This window comes from Gluconobacter frateurii, from assembly GCF_002723955.1.
In the GTDB taxonomy this organism is placed as follows: domain Bacteria; phylum Pseudomonadota; class Alphaproteobacteria; order Acetobacterales; family Acetobacteraceae; genus Gluconobacter; species Gluconobacter frateurii.
The window spans coordinates 409,740-429,696 of the sequence record NZ_BEWN01000001.1; the positions used below are offsets into that span (position 1 = coordinate 409,740).

Genomic DNA, 19,957 nt, shown 5'->3' on the forward strand with positions numbered 1-19,957 from the left:
TTACCAGGGTTGGATGAACGAATCATGGATCGGATGATCGTCCACCCTGCGTGTTGATGTGATCTGCCAGTGATCCTTCACAAACCGGGACTTCAGGCGGCTCCCCTTGAGGGACTGCCGAAGCGCCTGCTGGATCGTAAGTGCTCCTGAAAGTGCCGGGGCTTTCAGGTTTCCAAGGGTTGCTGAATCTACCTGAATAAAGCATCCGGTTTCGCGGGTTAGATCCTGCAAACGTTCATCCAGGCGTTGAATGGGAAGAGACAAGGGAACGGTGTCTTTTGTGCAAGCTCCCGAGGCAAAGGTAGGGCAGACAAGAGCCGCAGTGAGAAGCGCCAGAACTCGATAAGACATGCTGCCTTCTTTCAAATGACCTTTTCCTAACGACGTAACGGAAAGAAAGCTGACGATGGGCAGCTTTCGTCATTCCAGACATGTTTTAATTGAAACAGGCTTTGTGTTCTGGCCAGTCGAACTGGAGCGATCCGTATTTGAGAAGGCCGTAGGTGAGGGCAGAGGGAACACTGTCTGTAGCAGTAAGAGTGAATCGGATCTGATCTGTGATGGATACAGCTCCGATAGAGAGAACGGCGGGAACTGTCGCTGTCTGGCTGGACTGGCGCCCCGAAGCGGTCTCCTGAAAGTCGCTGCTGATTTCACCGCTTGCCGGGATGTGTGACGTCCGGACATTCAGAACCGCTTCGTTATTATCGCCTGTATCGACCATGGCCATTTCAGAATGTGATCCCTGCTGAATGGGGAGAAGCCATTGGCTGGCATACCCTGCCCGCAGGGAGGCGGTGATAAGATCAGCCGTGCATTGGAAAGGTGCGTGAAGGCCATAGGTCATGCCCTGGCGCGTTATCGTGACGTGCCGAAGCTGGCTGAGCTGTTGCAGGCCAATAACGATTTCTGTGCCTTGGGAAACAGCAAAAAGCTGGTTCAGGAAAACGGTCTTGCCAAGGACGAGCGAGGGCATCAGAACGAATTCCTGAGAGGATATCTTGCCGGACCCGTCTGATACGGCGTTGGTATTACCGATGACCCGCAACTTATGCGCGCGGACGAATTTTTCTGGAACCAGTCCTGTCAGGGTAGCGGTTCCAATCAGAGCACAGGTAGTTTCACCATCCAGAATGACCTGCGTAGCGGCTGCCCTGACGCCTTGCTGGGTAAAAGTTGAGGGCATCGTGCTGAAGCTGACGGTATCGAAGAATGGCAATCGCACCGCCTGATCCGGAATGCTTGCGGCCGGGACGGTGAGTGTCATGGGCTGGGCGTTGCTGAATTCCAGGTTGGGCATATGATAATAGGCGCGGAGAGGCTTGAAATACTGCCGCTCGATCTTTTCCTGCAGGAGAGCCCATCCGCGGATATGGCCCCGCAGAAGCAGGTTCCCACTTCGGGTCTGTTCAATCATAAAATCAAGCGGATTTACCGTGCGCTCAGGGTCGGCGATTGGTCCCAGTTTGCTGGTCATGGTGTTCAGCAACAGATCACTGGTTTCATAGTCCCCATGCAGCCGGGCGATTGCACTCAGGCAAAAACCGAGCATGACTTTATGCGAGAACGTAGGCTCTTTCTGGATGAGATGCGCCAGTTCTGTTTGAATAAACTGGAGCCGGGCCTCATCCCCATGGGCGAGAGCCTCGAAAATCCCGTAATTGTCTTCCACGTGAAGTACCGGGCGGCCACCCGGTACCTCCTCAACCATGTCTGGCGTGAAGGCATCTACGGACGCGGCCTGAGCTGACGTGACCCCGAGCGCCAAGGCAGGAATGAGCGCTGAGACTGAAGCCGAGTGCCTTAACAAGGTGCGGCAGATCTGGATTTTGTAACTTAAAGACTCGAAATGAAATATAAACATACAAAAGGCATAACCTGCCTGCCTGGCAACGTCATCCGTCTGGGTGCCGGAAGGTTAGTCTCCAAATAAAAAAAGCGCTGTCCGATCTGCCCTTCTCTTTCCGGCAGATCGGACACCGCTTTTTCAGGGAGCAGAGAAATTCTGGTTCAGAAAGTCGTATCTACAAGCTGCCGACCAAGTGCCGGGTCATCCGTGAAGAACCCGTCGATCCCCATATCCAGATAGCGGCGGACTTCCGCAATCATGCCAGCCGGATTGCGTGCTGCGGGACCGGCGTCATTCCGGAGCTGGGCGGGAAGGAAATAGTTTTCCGGACGAGCCGTGTAGGAATGAACGAGCAGGCCCGCACGGTGAGCGTCATCCACGAGCGTGCTGGGATCAAGCCACGCACCTTTGGAATCGCGTGGGATCAGATCCGTGTTCGAAGGGCCAATGACGTCAGCATACCGGCGCACATTCTTGAGGCCGTCCGGCGTCATCAGATCGCCGAAGGTGGTCGTCTTGCCTGCTGCGGCGAGATCGGGCGGAACCTGCTTGCGCTCACCCATCAGAAGCATCAGCCGTGTCTGTGGATTGATCGCCAGCGCCTGCTCCCGGATACGGGCGAGGTTGGACGTCTCGAAAGACTGGATTTCGAGCGGGGCCTGACGCGTATATTCGTGAGTCGCGATGGTCTTCAGGAAGATCGCTTCTGGATCATGGCCGAGGCTGTGAAAATGGGTGGAATGCTTGAGTTCCGGGATGAGGCCAAAGGTCTTGCCGGTGGCAGCAGCCTGAGCGGCCACAACTTCAATAACTTCCTCAAACGTCGGAATTTCAAAGCGGTCGTTGTAGCGGGTGTTATGGACACGAAGGGTGGCCAGACGCTCACGGGCCCGGAGTGTTTTCAGTTCCGCAAGTGTAAAATCCGTGGTGAACCAGCCGGTCTGCTTTTGTCCGTCGATGGTGACGGTCTTTTTGCGGTCGGCAAATTCCGGATGGTCTGAAACATCCGTCGTATCGGCGATGTTGCTTTCATGGCGGACGACCAGATGGCCATCCTTCGTCATGACCAGATCGGGTTCGATGAAATCGGCGCCGTCCAGCATCGCCTTGGCATAAGCGCCAAGTGTGTGTTCAGGGCGAAGGGCCGACGCGCCGCGGTGGGCGAACACCAATGGTTTTGGCGCCAGGGAAGGAGCCGCCTTTGCAGAGCGGCTTAGGTGAAGGGCAGGGATGCCTGCAGAAAGCAGGCCCAAAGTGCGGCGGCGCGTCAGCATGGATCAATCCTTACAGTGTGGCGTTCAGTGTCAGGAAGAAGCTGCGGGGCGCAACCGGATAAGCCGTAAACTGACCGGAAGCCTGGGTCGCGTTAATGGTGGACCAGGCGCGGGTGTTAGTCAGATTGGTGATGTTACCCTGCACGCGCAGGGCCGCAATGTGCGGAATACCATGGAACGTGTAGCCCGCGTTCATGTCGAACTGCGCGTATGGTGCAGCATACAGGTCGTTCGTATAGGTCGCATAACGCTTGCCGGTTACGACGCCGATGAACTGGCCGTAGGCGTTGCCCCAGTTGGTGCTGAAGACGAACTTCTCGGACCATGCCGGCATGCCAACGACGTTCTTGCCCGCTGTATGCACGACTGTCGTGCCGGTGCTGTAGTTATCGTTGTACGTGGACTTGTTGTAGGAAAGGCCGTTGTAAAGCGAGAAATGTTCGCCGAAATGGGACGTGAAGGAGAAGTCCATACCGTCTGTCGTTACGGAACCCACGTTGGCCAGCGTCGTGGCGGAGCCTACGATGGAAGACAGTGTCTGTGTTGTGGCAATGGCCAGCAGGCGGTTCGAGAAGTGAACATGGTAGTAGGAGAGCTGGCCTTCGATGGATGTGAGCGGGCCAAGATGGATCTGACGGTGCTCACGCAGACCGGTTTCATACGTCCATGATGTTTCCGGCTTACCGTTCTTCTTGAACTCTTCAAACGCGGCCTGGCTGGTGGCGCCCCAGGGAGTGGCGTTGCCATAGCCCGCATCCTGATAGGAGCGCATGTTTTCCTGAATGGTGGCAAACCACTGTTCGTTCGGCGTGATGTTCCAGACTGCACCGAAGGAAGGCAGGAACGGACGTTCTGCAGCAATCGTACCACCCGGAGCCGTGACGGCGTAGGACGGAGACAGGGAGCCGGGCTTGGCAGCGACGGGCAGGGTGCCATTCGTGTAAACCAGCTCCGACTTGAAGCCAGCCGTCAGGGAGAAGTTCTTGGAAATCTGCCAGTTGTCCTGCAGATGGGTCACGAACGTGTTGGTGTAAAAGTTGTTCGTGTACTGGTCGATCAGGGCGTTCTGCTGGCGCTCATACGGTGTTGTGGGGTTGTTCGCATCAAGCGCGTACCAGCGACGGGCCTGCGTATTGTTGTTGCGCTCGTACCAGCCGCCGACTTCGATGGAATGCTTGCCGAGATGGTAGCGGAGCGTGGACATCAGGCCACCACGGTTGTCCCAGTATTCCGTCGTACGGGTTGCATAGCCGGAGCCGCCGAAGACCGTGCTGAGATCCTGCCCCGGGAAATAGGCTGCGAACAGCGTCGGAAGACCGGCAGCCGTAATCGGCCCTGCAACGACGCCTTCACCCAGATCATGATGATAATAGATGGAGTTGTCCCAGTGCAGGTCCGCATTGAAATCATGCGTCCATTTTGCATAGGCGAGGAAATCTTCGCGCTGGGCTGCAGAGTAATAGTTACGGTAATTCAGGCCTGCGTTCGTGTAGGCAGCTGAATTGATATAGGATTTTGCGTAGTTGTAGTTAGGGTATGTGAAGGGGCGGACGTACGTGCCGTAGCCCTGCGGCAGCGTTACGCTGTCTTCGTTCGGCTCAACCTTCTGGGACCAGTCGAAGAAAGCCGAGAAGTGGTCATGCGCGCCATTGTGCACGAACTTGGCGTTGACCTGATAGCCACCCTGATGACCGGCAAAGTCCCACGCGCGGGCATCCTGACGGGCGAACGAGACATAGGCAGAGTTGCCATTTCCGAATTCGCCTGTGTCGAGACGGGCAAAAGTGCGGAACGTGGACCAGCTGCCAAAAACCTGTTCGATCTGGGCACCACGCTTGCGCAGTGGGTCCTGCGTTGCGAATTCGAGCGTACCACCGAGGTTAGAGGTGGACGCTGTTCCAAGACCGCCTGCACCGGTGGCAATGGATGCTGATCCGATGTTTTCGCTGATGGCGGCGCGCTGCGGGGAAAGGCCGTTATAGTTACCGTAAGCCTGATCACCGAGGGGAATGCCATCCAGCGTGTAGCCAAGCTGGTTCTGGTTGAAACCATGCACGTACAGGGAAGAGTTCTGCTCGTTGTTGCCCCAGGGATCCGCATTGTTGAACACAACGCCCGGCAGGATCTGGAGTGACTTGATGGGGTTGATACCCGGCAGGATACGCTGGATCTGAACGCGACCCAGTGTCTGTTCGGAGCGGGTCCGTTTGGCCGTGATGACCAGCTGCTCAGAACCGCCCGAAACAGAAGCTGCCTTGTGAGCGGCCGTATGTTTCTTAGCGGTCTTGGACGTATCAGCACCCTGAGCAGACGGCAGAGCCATGCACACTGCTAACGGAGAACAGAAAAGAAAGAGCAACCCTTTGTTGCGCTTGGACTTTGAAGGCATGGTGGTCTTCCCGTAACGAGCCAGAATCGAAACGGGCGGAAACTAAGCGCAATACTCTGAGGTGTGTGTGAACCTAGTGTGAAGCTCGGGTGACAGTTTTATGACGCCGTTTGCCAGCCTAGGCCCACGATCGCGACGCGACGTCCGAACGGGGTCTCCTGCAACACTATGACTTCTCTTTCTTCAAGATAAGCCAGTTGGCGGCGGGCACGGCCCAGCGAATGGGTCCCGTATGCGCGCGCTAAAGCATCATCGTCCGGGCAGGTCTCCGAATCGAGGGCGGTGCGCGCCAGCAAGAGAAAGACGCCTTGCACGTCTTCCGGCAGGGACGCTGCAATGGCTTCGGCTTTCTGCCAGTCCTCGCTTTCTGCGCGCTCCCGGTCCAGACCCGCGCGGATCGTAGCCAGGATGCGCTGGAAGCGCCCGAGATCCAGAATATTCCGCGACAGACCCTGAATGCGGGCCCGGAGCTGAAAGTCCTGATACAGGGTGGCGAGCGGCTTGTAGTCCGCGCCGTCTTCAGACGCGACGCCAGCAACCATGTCCCAGATCTGGGCAGGATCAATCTCGGTAATGTCAGCCGTTGCAGCAGGTTCTTCGGCAGCCTCTCGTGTAGCGCCATACGCATCGAGCTGCGCGAGAAGATCAGGCGGCGGTGGCCGTGTTTCACGGCGCGGGCGTGGCGAGAACTCGTGGACGGGTTCCAGGATAATGTCCCGTAGGTCCTCGGCATCCATGGGTTGGAGCGGTACCAGAACCGGCCCCGTGTTGTGGCTTGCTGTTTCCACCGGTCCGATCGTCAGGAGCTTCGGGCGTCGGGACAGTGCCGGGCCGAGCGCCATGAACTGTCCGCGCGCCAGATCCCGGAAAGACTCTGCGGCACGGCGTTCCATGCCCAGAAGATCGGCAGCGCGGGCCATGTCGATATCCAGAAAGGTTCGGCCCATCAGGAAGTTCGATGCTTCGGCTGCAACGTTCTTCGCCAGCTTGGCCAGACGCTGCGTGGCGATGACGCCTGCCAGACCACGCTTACGGCCACGGCACATGAGGTTCGTCATGGCACCCAGCGAGAGGCGCCGGGCTTCGTCGGATGTGTCCCCGCCTGCGACAGGGGCGAAAAGCTGCGCTTCATCCACGACGACGAGGGCCGGATACCAGTGCGCGCGGGGGGCTTCGAACATGCCGTTGAGGAACGCCCCGGCCGCACGCAGCTGCATCTCGGCTTCCACCTGCTCCAGATTGAGGACAACCGATGCACGATGGGCTCTGACACGTTCGCCAGCAGCACGAAGGCTGGCTTCAGACTGGTCTTCAACATCGATCACCAGATGACCATAGCGCTCAGCTAAAGTGACGAAATCGCCTTCCGGATCGATCATGATCTGCTGGACGAGTGTTGCGGTCTGTTCCAGCAGGCGGCGCAGAAGATGGGATTTGCCCGAGCCGGAGTTACCCTGAACCAGCAGGCGCGTAGCCAGCAGTTCCGGCAAATCAATGCAGGTGTCTGAGCCGTCGCGGCCCTGTCCGAGAACGATGGATGTCATGGTGTCAGCGGATACCCGAAACTGACGATTCTAGCCACCCAAGGACGCCCTTTGCGGCAGCAAGACCGGTGGAAAAACATCCCTGCAGGAGATAGCCCCCAGTTGGCGCCTCCCAGTCCAGCATTTCTCCTGCGGCGAAAACGCCCGGTCTGGAGCGGATCATGAAATGCTTGTCCAGCGCATCCTGCCGTAATCCGCCCGCCGTAGAGATCGCGCGATCCAGGGTGTCCGTTCCCGTCAGGGTGATGGGAAGCGTCTTGAGGGTTTGTGTCAGTTGATGCGGTGTGGCGTCTTTGGGTGTTGCATCGCGCAGGAGTTCGCGGGCTGTGCTGTCCAGCGCGAACGCCTTTCGCAGACGGTTGGACAGGCTTTCCCTTGGGCGCTGGGCCTGCAGTCGTTTCAGGGCCGCGTCTTCAGAAAGGGTTGGGCGCAGGTCCAGCAGGATGGTCGCGCTGCCATCTCTGGCGATCGCTTCTCGCAAACGTGCGGAGAGTGCGTAGAGGGCAGACCCTTCCAGGCCACGCGCAGTGATTGTCAGGTCTCCGCGGGTTTTCTCGTTCTCGAAGGACAGGCCGACTGAATGAAGGATGTTGCCTTCGTGTCTGCGTAGAAAATCGTCTGACCAGTCGGGCGTAAATCCACAGTTGGCAGGGGCAAAGGGGGCCGTTTCCGCCGCAAGGAGGTCAGCCCATTTTCCGTCCGACCCTAACCGGGACCAACTCGCGCCACCCATGGCAAGAATAACGGCGTCTGGGCTGAAAGTGACAGGGCCTTCTGGTGTCTCAAAGCAAAGTGTCTGGCCGTCCCAGCCCGTGAAGCGATGGCGGGTCCTGATGGCGACGTCCTGTTCAGCCAGACGGGCCAGCCAGGCTCGCAGGAGCGGGGAGGCCTTCATGCTTTTGGGAAAGACGCGCCCTGAGGTGCCGCTGAAACAGGGTTGGCCAAGGTCTTCTGCCCAGTCACGAAGGGCTTCGGGTGGGAAAGCCTGTAGGGCTGGAGAAAGCCAGTTCTGAGCCGCGCCATATCGCGTTAGGAAGCGTTCCAGAGGTTCGGAATGTGTCAGATTCAGGCCACTTCGGCCCGCCATAAGCAATTTACGCCCAACGCTCGGCATCTGCTCGAAGATCTCGACACGGCATCCGTGGGCGGAAAGATATTCGGCGGCGAACAGCCCGGCAGGGCCTGCGCCGATGATGGCGACGGAAGGGGGCATGGGGAAACGGCTCATGGCTGTCTGATTGCCACGAGCCGGGTCGTTTGTCAGGCACTTGCACCTGAGCAAGGTTCTGAGGCCGCAGGTTGATCGGCCTCAGGCAGGACTGTTTCAGAAACCGGCGCTGATGGAACCGGTTGCGGCGAAGGGAGCTGCGATGGCGTAGGTCGGGGCTGTGCCTTTGACCGTATTGCCGAAAATGCCCTTCATGGTGGTTGCGTTTGTCTGCACGCTCAGCGGGAAGCCGAGATAGTGCTTGTTGGTGATGTTGCTGATGTTGAGCTTGATGTTCGGGCTCTGCAGGAAACCGACATTGTGGAAGCGATAACCGACCGTCAGGTTCATGCGGACATAGGACGGAACGGCTTCATCGTTCATGAAGGTCGAATACTGCTTGGCAACGTATTTCAGGTTGTACGCGCCGAAGAGACTGCCATCATCGTAATCAAGGTTGAATGCGACCTGATATTTAGGTGTTTCAGGTGCGAATTTACCCTTGGTGTGCAGGTAGTCTGTGGAGCTGCCGCTGCCGCCGAGCAGGTTGCTGGTCGTACGGGCATCGACATACTCGAAGGACACATATGGGCGCAGATGGTAGAAGATCGGCCGTGTACCGATTTCGGCATCCACACCATTTGTGCTCTGACCGCCAGCATTGATGTTGTTGCTGTAATAGTTCGAGCACGCATCATCCGTGCATTCGCTCTGCGAGAAGAAGCGGTTCGTAAAATTGTAATGGAAGTACGTGATGGACCCCATGATGGTCGATCCCGTGTAACGCCAGCCGGCTTCTTCCGAGATGGAAATTTCTGGGTTGAGGTTTGATGTTCCACGCGTGGCATAGCCGCTGCTGGCCTGGTTGGGCGCCTTGACGGAATAATAAGTGCCGGCATCGAAAAGGGCGTAGTTCGTCGGCATCCGGAAGTTGGTCGCACCGGAGATGAAGATCTGGTTTTCCGGGTTGATCTGATAGCGGACGGAAGCTGTCGGCAGCGGTTCGTAATAGGTCTTGTTGATATACGGACCCGTGGATGTGTTCGGCAGCATGTTGTGTGCATCACGGGTGACGATGGCGTATTTCAGGCCGCCTTCGATCGTGAGCTTGTTGTTCAGCAGCGACAGGCTGTCACCGATGAACATCGTATGAACGCGGGTCTGCGTCAGGTTGGAGCGGTACTGATAGGTCTGCCCATTATCAAAGACGTAGTTTGCGGCCTGTCCCCAAACGCTCCAGGGCGTTCCATCCGCGCCAATGCCCGTAGCAGGGCCGCTCTGGATCTGCTTGGAATATTCGAACCAGTAACCGACCATGAGGCGGTTTACGCCTGTTGTCAGCGTCAGCTTCGTGACGGCACCCGGACGATAGGTTGTGGTGATGGACGGTTCATACAGCAGGCTGCCCTTGGCAACGGTCTTGCCTTCAAGTGTGCCGCCCATGCTTGTCGCGCCGTAGCTCGTAGGAACGGTGTACGCTCCGCCGCCACTGCCGCTGCCGTACCAGAAGTACGGCGTTTCCGTCAGTGTCAGGTGGTCCGTCAACTTGAAGGTGGACGGTGCACTGACGTAGATGTTGGTGAACGGGTTCTGATGGAACTTGTAATAGTCCGCATCGCTCTTCGTGGTCTGGCCTGTCGGGTCCTTGTACACGCCGTTATAGACGGTGTTGGAAATCGTGGCCGTGGTGTTGTTCTTGAACGTGGTGCCATTCGGGCGTGTGCAGGTTGCACCAGCCGAGCAGGAGGCCACATATTTGTCCTTCACGCCCAACCCGTATTCGTCCCAGGACGCCATGTTCACGGAGCGGTTCAGGTAGTTGTAAAGGCGGTTGCCCACGATCGCGAGAGAGACGCGGTTGCCGTCGCCCCAGTCATTCACGATCTTGCCTTCCGCATGCAGCTTGCGGTTCGTCGCTTCACTGTGGACGGCATCTTCGGTTGCATAGGAACCGGAGAAATAGGCACGCAGGTTCGTGTGGCCAATCTTGCCAGTGTCGAGGCGCAGGAAGCCACGGGTATAGTCATAAGACCCGTAGGACATGTCGAATGCGCCTCCAGCCTTCATCTTCGGATCGATCATGTACATGTCGACCACACCACCCGTGGCGCTCAGATGCGGGCTGTCCAGATCCGCAGAACCCTGAGCAAGATTGACCTTCTGAAGGTTCTCTGAATCCACGATTTCCTGGGAATATGTCTGGAAGGAGCCGACGTCGTTGATCGGGAAGCCTTCGAGCGTAAAGCCCATCTGCGTCTGATCTAGGCCACGGGAGCTCATGTGGCTTCCTGTGAGGCCTGCCGGATCTGAAGACGACACGTTTGCGCCCGGAAGCAGGGAGATGAGCTGCATCGGGTCCTGACCCGGAGCCTGCTTTTCAATGAAGTCGCGAGACACGCTGGATACGGACTTTGCCGCATCCTGCTTCTGCATCAGGCCGCCGCCAACGTCACGGCGTGTAACGCCGTCGAAATACTTGCGATGCCCACTGACCGCGACATGCTCTTCATGAGCTTCATCCGTCGGTGCGGTATTGCCCATCATGGACGGTGCAGCAGCAGCTTCCTGATGGCGGGCTGGTTTGTGATCTGGTGCTGACGGAGCGGTGGCCGCCAGCGCAGGGGCGGTCCCCAGAGCAATAAGCGCGGACGTGGAAAGCAGGCGTGCAAGGCGCATCAGGAAGATGGTCTTTCTCGGATAGTGAAATAGGCGAGAGGCAAAAACCATGCTTCGTCACAATCATCAACAGTCTGACACATGAAACATTACGACATAAAAAATCGTGATATTTCCGCAACAAAATAGGGTTGGAAAGCTTGCTTTGAGTGCGGAGGGATCTGCGCGCTATAAGTGGTCACTGCTGACGTTCGGAGATTATGAAAATGCAGAACGCAATCCAGCGCCGCGTGGCTCAGGGTCAGGGGCGTGAACCAGCCGATCTGGTGATCCGGAACGTCCGCCTGTTCGATCTGGTGACGGGTGAGCTTGTTCCGACAGATATCGCACTCTGTGGAGACCGGATTGTCGGGACCTATGGTGACTATGAGGGGCGTGTCACGATTGAGGGTGAGGGGCGCATTGCTGTTCCCGGCTTTATCGACACGCATCTGCATGTTGAGTCATCGCTCGTCACGCCCTTTGAATTTGACCGTTGTGTGCTGCCTCATGGTGTGACGACAGCCATTTGCGATCCGCATGAAATGGCCAATGTGCTGGGACGTGCGGCTTTCGACTACTTTTTGGCATCCGCAGAACGAACGGTGATGGATCTGCGGGTCAATCTGTCGAGCTGTGTTCCGGCAACACCGATGGAAACATCAGGTGCAACGCTGGATGCCGCCGATCTTGTGGCTTATCGCGATCATCCGAAGGTCATCGGGCTTGCGGAATTCATGAATATTCCGGGGGTGCTGAATGGCGATCCGGGATGTCTGGACAAGCTGGCGGCTTTTGCCGGGGGCCATATTGATGGTCATGCACCGTTGATGCGCGGCAAGGCCCTGAACGGGTATCTTGCGGCAGGCATCTCCACGGATCATGAAGCAACGGCTGCTGCGGAAGCCTTGGAAAAAGTCCGGAAAGGGATGACAGTTCTGATCCGTGAAGGATCGGTCTGCAAGGATCTGGAAGCTCTGGTTCCGCTTTTGAATGTGGCGACGTCTCCGTTCTTCGCGTTCTGTACGGATGACCGGAACCCGCTCGAAATCGCGCATGAAGGGCATCTGGACTTTCTGATCCGCCGGGCGATCGAACTTGGCGTTGAGCCGCTGGCGGCCTATCGCGCTGCGTCGCTTTCTGCCGCCAACGCGTTCGGTCTGCGGGATCGTGGGCAGATTGCGCCAGGAAAGCGGGCGGATATCGTGCTGCTGGATGATCTGGAGAAATGCCTGGTCTCGGATGTGATCTCCGCTGGACGTCTGGTCAGCGACGATCTGTTCGCACAGCGTGACGTTATCCCCCCGGTCGGCCTTGGAAGCGTGAAGCTTCCCGGCACGGTGACGGGTGCAGATATGGAAATTCACGGTTCTGGTGAGGCTCGCCCTGTGATGGGGATTATTCCGGGGCAGATCATTACGGAGTATCTGCGACTCACTCTGCCGGAGGCGGATGGTCAGGTTCTGCCCGATCTGAATGCGGATGTTGCGAAAGTCTGCGTCGTTGCGCGTCACGGACACAACGACAATATCGGGCGAGGCTTCGTAAAGGGGTTTGGTCTCAGACATGGGGCACTGGCGTCTTCCGTTGGGCACGACAGCCATAATATCTGCGTTGTGGGCACCAATGACGCCGATATGGCTGTGGCCGTAAACCGTCTGGAAGAAACGGGGGGCGGTTTTGTGGCCGTCCGCGATGGGCAGGTCATTGCAGAACTGCGTCTGCCGGTGGCTGGCCTGATGAGTGATGCGTCCTTTGAGCAGGTACGGGATGACCTGATCGTTCTGCGCAAGGCCTCAAAGGAAATGGGTGTGTCTCTGGAAGAGCCGTTCCTGCAACTGGCTTTCCTGCCTTTGCCGGTCATTCCTCATCTCAAGATCACCGACCTTGGCATGATTGATGTCGGGACCATGGAACTGGTGTAACGCATAAAAAAAGCCCGCCTCCCGGACGGAAGCGGGCTTTTTTCGACAATCCTCAAGGATGTCTTCAGTGCGTGGATGCACCGGTCGCATTGGAGATGCCATGCTGTGCATCCGTAGCGGCGTTGGACGTTGCATGGCCTACGGCGCTGACGTCCTGGCCAGCGCCACGGGTCGTGTTGCAGGCGGACAGGGAAACAGCTGTTCCCGTTAGCAGAGCAGAAACGAGCATCAGGCGGGCGAACGTGGATTTGCGGTTGTTGGTCATGCTGGCATGTCCTTCTTCTGAATGTGTCAGTCCGGGACATAACTGTCTGTCTTGTCAAAAAGTTGCGTTTTTTCTTTCCCAGGGTTTTCGGGAAAACTGCTCCTGGGATGACCTAAATGGACGTTACGATAACGAACCACCGGGCATACTCTGATTTTCGGTCACGGAAATCTCACAAATCACATAAAAGTATGATGATGTAACTTTTATAATGTTATATATGGAGCGAATGAACCAGTCGTCGCATGACGAGGGTGCTGTTCTCTCCTTTCAGCGGCATATCCTGCGCGGGTGCCGGAGTTCTTTTCATGAGTGATGCAACACTTCACGCTCAGCCCGTTGCCGCACGCCCTCCCATGGTAGGGCGTATGATGCTGGCCGTTGCGCTGGCAGCCATTGCAGGGCTGATGTTCGGTCTGGATATCGGTGTGATTTCCGGTGCTTTGGGCTTTATCAAGGCCGAGTTTCAGGCATCTGACTTCGAACTATCCTGGATTGTGTCGTCCATGATGGTCGGGGCAACGGTTGGCGCTCTACTGGCAGGGCGGATGTCCTATGCGCTGGGGCGTCGCAAGTCGTTGACCTACAGTGCAGCCATGTTTGTCGTCGGGGCCATTCTGTGCGCCGTTGCTCACTCGGTAGCAATCCTGATCATCGGGCGCGCCATTCTTGGTCTGGCAATCGGTATCGCCAGTTTTGTTGCGCCGCTCTACATTTCCGAAATTGCTGATGAGAGCCGTCGCGGCAGCCTGATTTCGATGTATCAGCTGATGATCACCACGGGCATTCTTCTGGCGTTCGTGTCCAATGCCGTCCTGTCTTATAGCGGCTCATGGCGCTGGATGCTGGGCATTGTCGGTGTTCCGGGGGCACTGTTCCTGATCGGCTCTCTGTTTCTGCCGGATAGTCCACGCTGGCTTATGCTACGCGGCCGGGATGAAGAGGCCCTGAAGACGCTCAGCACGCTGCGGCATAGCCATCAGCATGCTCATGCAGAAATTCAGGGGATTCGGGATCAGCTGAATTCGCAGGCCAAGCAGCGTGGTCTGGCCATGTTTCTTGAAAACCCGAACTTCCGCCGCTCCGTCATGTTGGGGATTGGTCTGCAGGTTGTACAGCAGTTCACGGGCATCAATGTGGTCATGTACTACGCTCCGCGGATTTTTGCGGAAGTCGGGTTCGGTCAGGACGGGCAGATGTGGGGAACGGCAACTGTCGGTCTGGTGAACTGCCTTGCGACCTTCATCGCCATTGCCTTTGCTGACCGCTGGGGCCGTCGCCCGATGCTGATCGCCGGATTTGCCATTATGGCTGCCGGGCTCGGGATTCTGGCCATGCTGATGGGGATGGGCGATCATGCAAGCTCTCTGACGCATTACCTCGCAATTTCGGTTCTGCTTTGCTTCATCGCAGGCTTTGCCTTCTCCGCTGGGCCGCTGATCTGGATCCTGTGTGCGGAAGTGCAGCCTCTTCAGGGCCGTGATTTCGGGATTACCTGCTCAACCGTGACCAACTGGGGAACGAACATCATTGTCGGTGCTACGTTCCTTGGCCTGCTGAGCACGCTCGGTTCTTCGAACACGTTCTGGCTGTATGCCGGTCTCAACGCCTTGTTCATCATCGTGACGCTGCTGTTCGTACCGGAGACGAAGGGCGTTTCCCTGGAGACGATCGAAAATCGCCTCAATCATGGTTATCGTCTGCGGGATATCGGACGGTAAAGCTTTCTGGACTTCTTATGAAGAAGGCCTCTCCATTCCCGGAGAGGCCTTTTCTGTAACAGGCGTTTTTTCGGAAAGATTAGGCCGGGTTGATGGCAACGGTGGCTTCACTGGTCAGCACGCGGAAGGTGAAGCTTTCCTGAATGTAGAGCTCGACCGTCTCGGCAGTATGACCCAGATAGCCGATCGAAAAATCCTGTCCGATATCGAGTGCCAGATCACCGCCGCGCGTTGTGACAACAAACGCGCCTTCAATGGCCGGAGCCCAGATGATCTTGCCGTCAATCATGCTCTCAAGATGTCTGCGGATCGGGTATCCGTCATCATCGCCGCCGCTGACGGCCTGATAGGCCTTGGCGCCGAGCACGATCGAATACGGACCGTTGACGCCAGCCAGACGCAGTTCGTTCAGAGCATCGGCGATGACGTGGGAGTAGTCCTGAATGCTTGCCGGAAGGGCCAAGACCGTGTTGGACGTTGCTTCGCGGATACCCTTGATGCCAGCTGGGGCGTAGCCGTTGAAAATGGCCCGGTCTTCCGCGAACGCGATTTTCTGAGCCGCGTCCTTGACGGGCTGCCAGTCGGAATCTTCTGATCCTCTGTCCACGGCATCAATCTCAGCACGCGAAAGCGTGAAAGGGACGCGCAGTTCGACAACGGGAAGAACCTGACGCAGGGATGCACTGACCCCGTCGTTTGGAGCCTCGATGCTGATCATGCGACCCGTCTCAACGGCCGAGAATTTTTCGCCCTTGGGTTCGGATGTATCCACGATGCGGCGACCGGCCAGATGGCGGCGGAGGGTGCGGGAGGCCTCGTCCTCGATCTGCGCCCAGGCAGCGGTTGAAATCGGGGCGAGATGACGGTGAAGATTGTTCATTTCAGTGATCCTCTTTCAACGAACCGATACCCAGTGAGCCGGATGGTTTTGAGTCTGGAGCGACATGAGGCGGAGCAGGGGACTGTTCAGCCGAAGGAGCAGGCATGTCCGGAGCGTTATCCAGAAAGTCCGCCGTGGGAATGAAGAAGAGATTGCCAGTGACGGCACGGCTGACGTCCAGAATGCGATCGTAATTGCCAACCGGCTTTCCGATGAACATGTTACGGAGCATCTGTTCGATACGGGACGGGGATTTGGCGTACCCAATGAAATACGTGCCGTATTCACCCTTGCCGACTTCGCCGAACGGCATGTTGTCGCGCACGATCTGAAGCTGCTCGCCGTTTTCTTCAATGTTGGTCAGAACATTATGGGCGTAACTGGGTTTTTCGGCTTCACGCAGTTCGATATCCGACAGCTTCTTTCGACCAATGATGTGTTCCTGCACTTCCGTCGGAATGGCGTTCCATTTCTTCAGATCATGCAGGTATTTCTGGATGATGACGTAGCTGCCGCCCGCAAAATCCGGGTCTTCATCGCCAATCAGTGTGCAGTCGAGCGCCGCCTGACCGGATGGGTTTTCCGTTCCATCCACAAAGCCAAGCAGGTCGCGCTCATCGAAATATTTGAAGCCATGAACCTCATCGATGATTTTCCCTGCGCCTTCCAGTCTGGACGCGATCGTGGCGGCCATTTCAAAGCACAGATCCATGCGCGCGGCACGGATATGGAACAGCATGTCGCCGGGCGTGGAGGGGGCGTCATGAACGCCGCTAATGGCCTCGAACGGGTGAAGATCCTTGGGCATAGGCGTGCCGAAAAGCCGCATCCATGCGTCTGCGCCAATGCCCGTGACGCAGGAGAGGCGCCCATCAGGAATACGAAAGCCTATGCCCCGAACCAGCGAGGACATGTCTCCGAGCAGTTCGCGGATCTGCGTGCCATCGGAAAGAGTTTCATCCAGTGTCGCGACAAGGAAAACAGAGGCACTGGTCAGCGTTGCCGCGACGGGTTGAGGATTCTGCAAGGCTCTCAGATCTTCTTTACAAAGTGTTGAAGCGTTCTGAGGTCACCATAGGAGGGAAACAGATTAAGGCAAGGTTCTGACGGGGACGATCCTATGCCGGAATGACTGTTACCACTTGTCCTTCGAGCCACCGCCACCGGAATCTCCGCCGCCGGATCTGTAGCTGTTTCTGTTCCCGGAGTTATTGCTTCCTCCGGACTTGCTGCGGGCAGCAACTGAAAGGATGTTGATGAGAATGTTCAGAAGAACATCCCATGGAACATTGACGAGAAAACGGTCCAGCCAGGAAAGGGGCTCTCCGCGGCTTTGTCGGCGTTGCGCGCGGATTGTAAAGACAGTGCCAACAAGGAAAAGCAGCAGTCCACCGCCACCAAGAAGCATATCCGTGCTGGAAAAGGTGACGGCTTCGTCAGGCGCTACGGTTTCCTGCACTGTGGTATCGCTTTTGCGAAGGGTTTCACCAATGGTGTCGACCATGCCGTTCAGTGCGGCAACATAGTGTCCGGCTTTCAGGTCGGGTCGGGCCGCAACGAGAATGGTGTGTGTCTGGAGATCGGTCAGATCCCCTTCAAAGCCGTATCCGACCTCAATGCGGGACTGCGTATCCGGAATGTCCAGAACGATCAGCAGACCGTTGTCCTGTCCTTTTTGGCCGATGCCGGAAGCGTGGAATGTCTCATTGGCATACTGGTCGATATCATCCACATGGCCGGGAAGATCGATCAGGATATGCGGGTGGCTCGGAAGCGTTTCGCGGAGGGTCGTGAGTTTCTCGACCAGTTGGTCCCGTTCCGCGTCTGACAGGGCATTGTTCGGATCAGTGACAAGTTGGGTCAGAGGGGCTGCTTCTGCTGTGCCAGTCAAGGAAAGGCACAGCAGTGCGAGCGCACAGAACACAGGATGCAGAATGCGCATGAGCAGTGGACGGATCATGGTCAGCACAGTCTGCATGGTCTTCTGTCAGGTCAGTGTTTTGAAAAATCGACAACGGGCGGCGTCTGGGCAGCCGGTGAGGCTTCGTAATAGACGCGCTGGTGATAGCCCATCACGCCGGCGAGCAGGTTGCCGGGGAAGTGCATGACTGTCTGGTTGTAGGACAGAATGGCCTGCTGAAGACGCTGGCGGGCCACGGTGATGCGGTTCTGTGTGCCTTCAAGCTGCACCATCAGGCTTGAGAAGTTCTGGTTTGCCTGAAGCTGCGGAGACTGCTCGGCAACGGCGGTGATGGCCTTGATTTCCTGAGCGTTGCGCGTCTGGGCATCCAGAATTTTCTTCTGGAGGGCTTCATCACTGACCGAACGTGGGTCAATGCGGTTCAGTGGCGTTTCACCGGAGCGGGCTGCGGCATAGTCGGTCAGGGTATCATGCTCGTGTGTGGCATAGCCTTTGACCGTGTTGACCAGGTTGGGAATCAGGTCTGACTGGCGCTGTACTTCGTTCTGAAGCTGGCCCATCTGTTCCTGAACGCGCTGATCCGCACCCATGAAGCGATTGTAGTTCGACCCCATCAGGATGATGAGCCCGATGACCAGAATCGCCGGAATGAGAAGTTTTTTCATCAAGAGTCCTCTGAAATCAAAAATCGGATCATCACTCTGATGGGAGAAGAAAGTATCAGTCGTGAGGGTCTGTTCCTGTATTCTTTACAGCAGATCAGACTGAACGAAAAAACGTTTCTTTTTCCGATGTGGTGAAACCCGAAGTATTTCGTCTCGCTGCTACATTATATCAGGATGATGGGCAGGTTTTATTTGAAACGCAGGCCGTTTTTGTGGGGCCGGGAGCCTGCCACGGGGAAGGGCTTTCAAGCATCTGGTATCACGCGCGATCATGCGGCATTAAGGCGGCATGAAACTGCGCTTCGCCCCTTCGCCTACGGGCTATCTTCATGTTGGCAATGCCCGTCAGGCTGTGGCCAACTTCCTGTTTGCCCGTCGTCATGGCGGCAAGTTCCTGCTGCGTATCGACGATACGGACGTCGCACGGAGCAAGCCTGAGTATGAGGACGCCATCCGCAAGGATCTCGCATGGCTTGGGCTGGACTGGGACGAAGAGGCCCGTCAGTCCTCGCGGATGGAGCGGTATGCAGCGGCGATCGACAAGCTGAAAGCCTCTGGTCGGCTGTATCCGTGCTTTGAGACTGAGTACGAACTGAACGCCAAGCGCGAGATGCGCATCCGGGCTGGGAAGGCTCCGATCTATGATCGTGCCATGCTGAAGCTGACGCCTGACCAGCGGGCGCGTGCGGAAGCCAATGGCAAGACGCCGCACTGGCGCTTCAAACTGACGGATGGCAGCCGCAAGTGGCAGGATCTCGTCATGGACGACTGCTCCGTCAAACTGACGGCAATCTCCGATCCAGTCCTGATCCGCGCTGATGGCACGATCCTCTACACGCTGGCGTCGGTTGTTGATGATCTGGAAATGGGCATCACGCATATCGTCCGCGGCGAAGACCATGTGACGAATACGGGTGTCCAGATCGACATTGCCGAAGCTCTGGGTGCAAAGCCAGATCGCTTCACGTTCGCGCACCTGCCGTTGCTGCTGGATTCCGATGGCGGGAAGCTGTCCAAGCGTTTCGATGCGCTGGGTCTGAAGTCGCTTCGTCAGGATGGGATCGAGCCGATGTCCATCGTGTCGTATCTGGCACGCGTCGGGACATCCGATGACCCGGAAGTCATGACGATGGAAGAGGCCATTGCGGCTTACGAGATCTCCCACGTTTCCAAGTCTGCGGCGCGTTTCGATATGCGCCAGCTTCTGGCCCTGAACCGCAAGGCTCTGCACAACCTGCCGTTCTCGGTGGCGAAGGAACATCTTCCAGCCGAGGCGACGGAAGAATTCTGGAACGCGGTGCGTGGTAATGTCGATCTGACGGCTGAAATCCCGCATTGGTGGGACGTGACGCAGGGCACGATTGTTCCGCCGTCACAGCCGGAAGACCGTGAGTTCCTGAAGCAGGCGCTTGAGACACTACCAGCCGAGCCATGGGGCGAAGACACTTGGAAGGACTGGACGACAGCGTTGAAGGAAAAGTCTGGCCGTAAGGGGAAGACCCTGTTCATGCCGCTCCGTCTGGCGCTGACGGGTGAGGATAACGGGCCGGAACTGCATGTGCTGCTGGGCCTGATGGGCCATGCGCGGACGGTGTCACGTCTTCAGGACGCAATCGGCGCCTGATTCAGGATGGGAATGCCCTTTGACGGGGGGCATTCCCA

The 19,957-nt window shown here is 57.2% G+C and carries 15 protein-coding genes; 3 read left to right on the top strand and 12 right to left on the bottom strand.

All coding sequences use genetic code 11. The features are described from left to right. The 7 genes from GFR01_RS01845 to GFR01_RS01875 all read right to left on the bottom strand — a co-directional run bounded on the left by GFR01_RS01845 (position 1) and on the right by GFR01_RS01875 (position 10,939). On the bottom strand, positions 1-351 hold the full coding sequence (locus GFR01_RS01845) for an STN domain-containing protein (RefSeq protein ID WP_244902109.1): 351 nt from the start codon (positions 349-351) through the stop codon (positions 1-3). A gap of 85 nt (positions 352-436) precedes the next feature. After that, entirely contained in the window at positions 437-1,768 is a 1,332-nt protein-coding gene (locus tag GFR01_RS01850; RefSeq protein WP_099181053.1) for a hypothetical protein, read from the bottom strand. A gap of 242 nt (positions 1,769-2,010) precedes the next feature. Next, positions 2,011-3,123 carry a glycerophosphodiester phosphodiesterase family protein gene (locus GFR01_RS01855; protein ID WP_099181054.1) on the bottom strand — a complete coding sequence of 371 codons (1,113 nt, stop codon included), beginning with the start codon at positions 3,121-3,123 and terminating at the stop codon, positions 2,011-2,013. A gap of 10 nt (positions 3,124-3,133) precedes the next feature. After that, positions 3,134-5,512 carry a TonB-dependent receptor gene (locus GFR01_RS01860; protein ID WP_099181055.1) on the bottom strand — a complete coding sequence of 793 codons (2,379 nt, stop codon included), beginning with the start codon at positions 5,510-5,512 and terminating at the stop codon, positions 3,134-3,136. Between the two features lie 98 nt (positions 5,513-5,610). Next, positions 5,611-7,056, bottom strand: coding sequence for an ATP-binding protein (locus GFR01_RS01865; protein WP_063904279.1), 1,446 nt, complete (start codon positions 7,054-7,056; stop codon positions 5,611-5,613). A gap of 4 nt (positions 7,057-7,060) precedes the next feature. Next, complete coding sequence (locus GFR01_RS01870) at positions 7,061-8,284, bottom strand: TIGR03862 family flavoprotein (RefSeq protein ID WP_373317573.1); 1,224 nt, start codon at positions 8,282-8,284, stop codon at positions 7,061-7,063. A 96-nt stretch (positions 8,285-8,380) separates the two neighbouring features. After that, a complete protein-coding gene (locus tag GFR01_RS01875) occupies positions 8,381-10,939 on the bottom strand; it encodes a TonB-dependent receptor (protein WP_063904591.1) in 2,559 nt (852 codons plus the stop codon). Positions 10,940-11,145: 206 nt separating this feature from the next. On the opposite strand from GFR01_RS01875, the gene ade reads away from it, so the two are divergent. Then, on the top strand, positions 11,146-12,843 hold the full coding sequence (gene ade, locus GFR01_RS01880) for an adenine deaminase (protein ID WP_099181588.1): 1,698 nt from the start codon (positions 11,146-11,148) through the stop codon (positions 12,841-12,843). A gap of 64 nt (positions 12,844-12,907) precedes the next feature. Here the strand turns inward: ade and GFR01_RS01885 are convergent, their stop codons facing one another. Then, entirely contained in the window at positions 12,908-13,108 is a 201-nt protein-coding gene (locus tag GFR01_RS01885) for an entericidin A/B family lipoprotein (RefSeq protein ID WP_218016646.1), read from the bottom strand. A 308-nt stretch (positions 13,109-13,416) separates the two neighbouring features. Between GFR01_RS01885 and GFR01_RS01890 the strand changes: the two genes are divergently transcribed. Then, complete coding sequence (locus tag GFR01_RS01890; RefSeq protein WP_099181056.1) at positions 13,417-14,829, top strand: sugar porter family MFS transporter; 1,413 nt, start codon at positions 13,417-13,419, stop codon at positions 14,827-14,829. 79 nt (positions 14,830-14,908) lie between these two features. Here GFR01_RS01890 and GFR01_RS01895 read toward each other — a convergent pair whose 3' ends face one another. The 4 genes from GFR01_RS01895 to GFR01_RS01910 all read right to left on the bottom strand — a co-directional run bounded on the left by GFR01_RS01895 (position 14,909) and on the right by GFR01_RS01910 (position 18,295). Further along, entirely contained in the window at positions 14,909-15,709 is an 801-nt protein-coding gene (locus GFR01_RS01895; protein ID WP_099181057.1) for a family 1 encapsulin nanocompartment shell protein, read from the bottom strand. Between the two features lies 1 nt (position 15,710). Next, positions 15,711-16,736 carry a Dyp-type peroxidase gene (locus tag GFR01_RS01900; RefSeq protein ID WP_099181058.1) on the bottom strand — a complete coding sequence of 342 codons (1,026 nt, stop codon included), beginning with the start codon at positions 16,734-16,736 and terminating at the stop codon, positions 15,711-15,713. Between the two features lie 108 nt (positions 16,737-16,844). After that, entirely contained in the window at positions 16,845-17,687 is an 843-nt protein-coding gene (locus GFR01_RS01905; RefSeq protein WP_099181059.1) for a TPM domain-containing protein, read from the bottom strand. A gap of 14 nt (positions 17,688-17,701) precedes the next feature. Continuing rightward, positions 17,702-18,295, bottom strand: a complete 594-nt coding sequence (locus tag GFR01_RS01910; protein ID WP_007282522.1) for a LemA family protein — start codon at positions 18,293-18,295, stop codon at positions 17,702-17,704. A 289-nt stretch (positions 18,296-18,584) separates the two neighbouring features. Here GFR01_RS01910 and gltX point away from each other — a divergent pair, with 289 nt between their 5' ends. Then, the gene (gltX, locus tag GFR01_RS01915) at positions 18,585-19,919 is read left to right on the top strand and encodes a glutamate--tRNA ligase (protein WP_007282521.1); all 1,335 of its coding nucleotides are present in this window, start codon (positions 18,585-18,587) and stop codon (positions 19,917-19,919) included. The last annotated feature ends 38 nt before the right edge of the window (positions 19,920-19,957 follow it).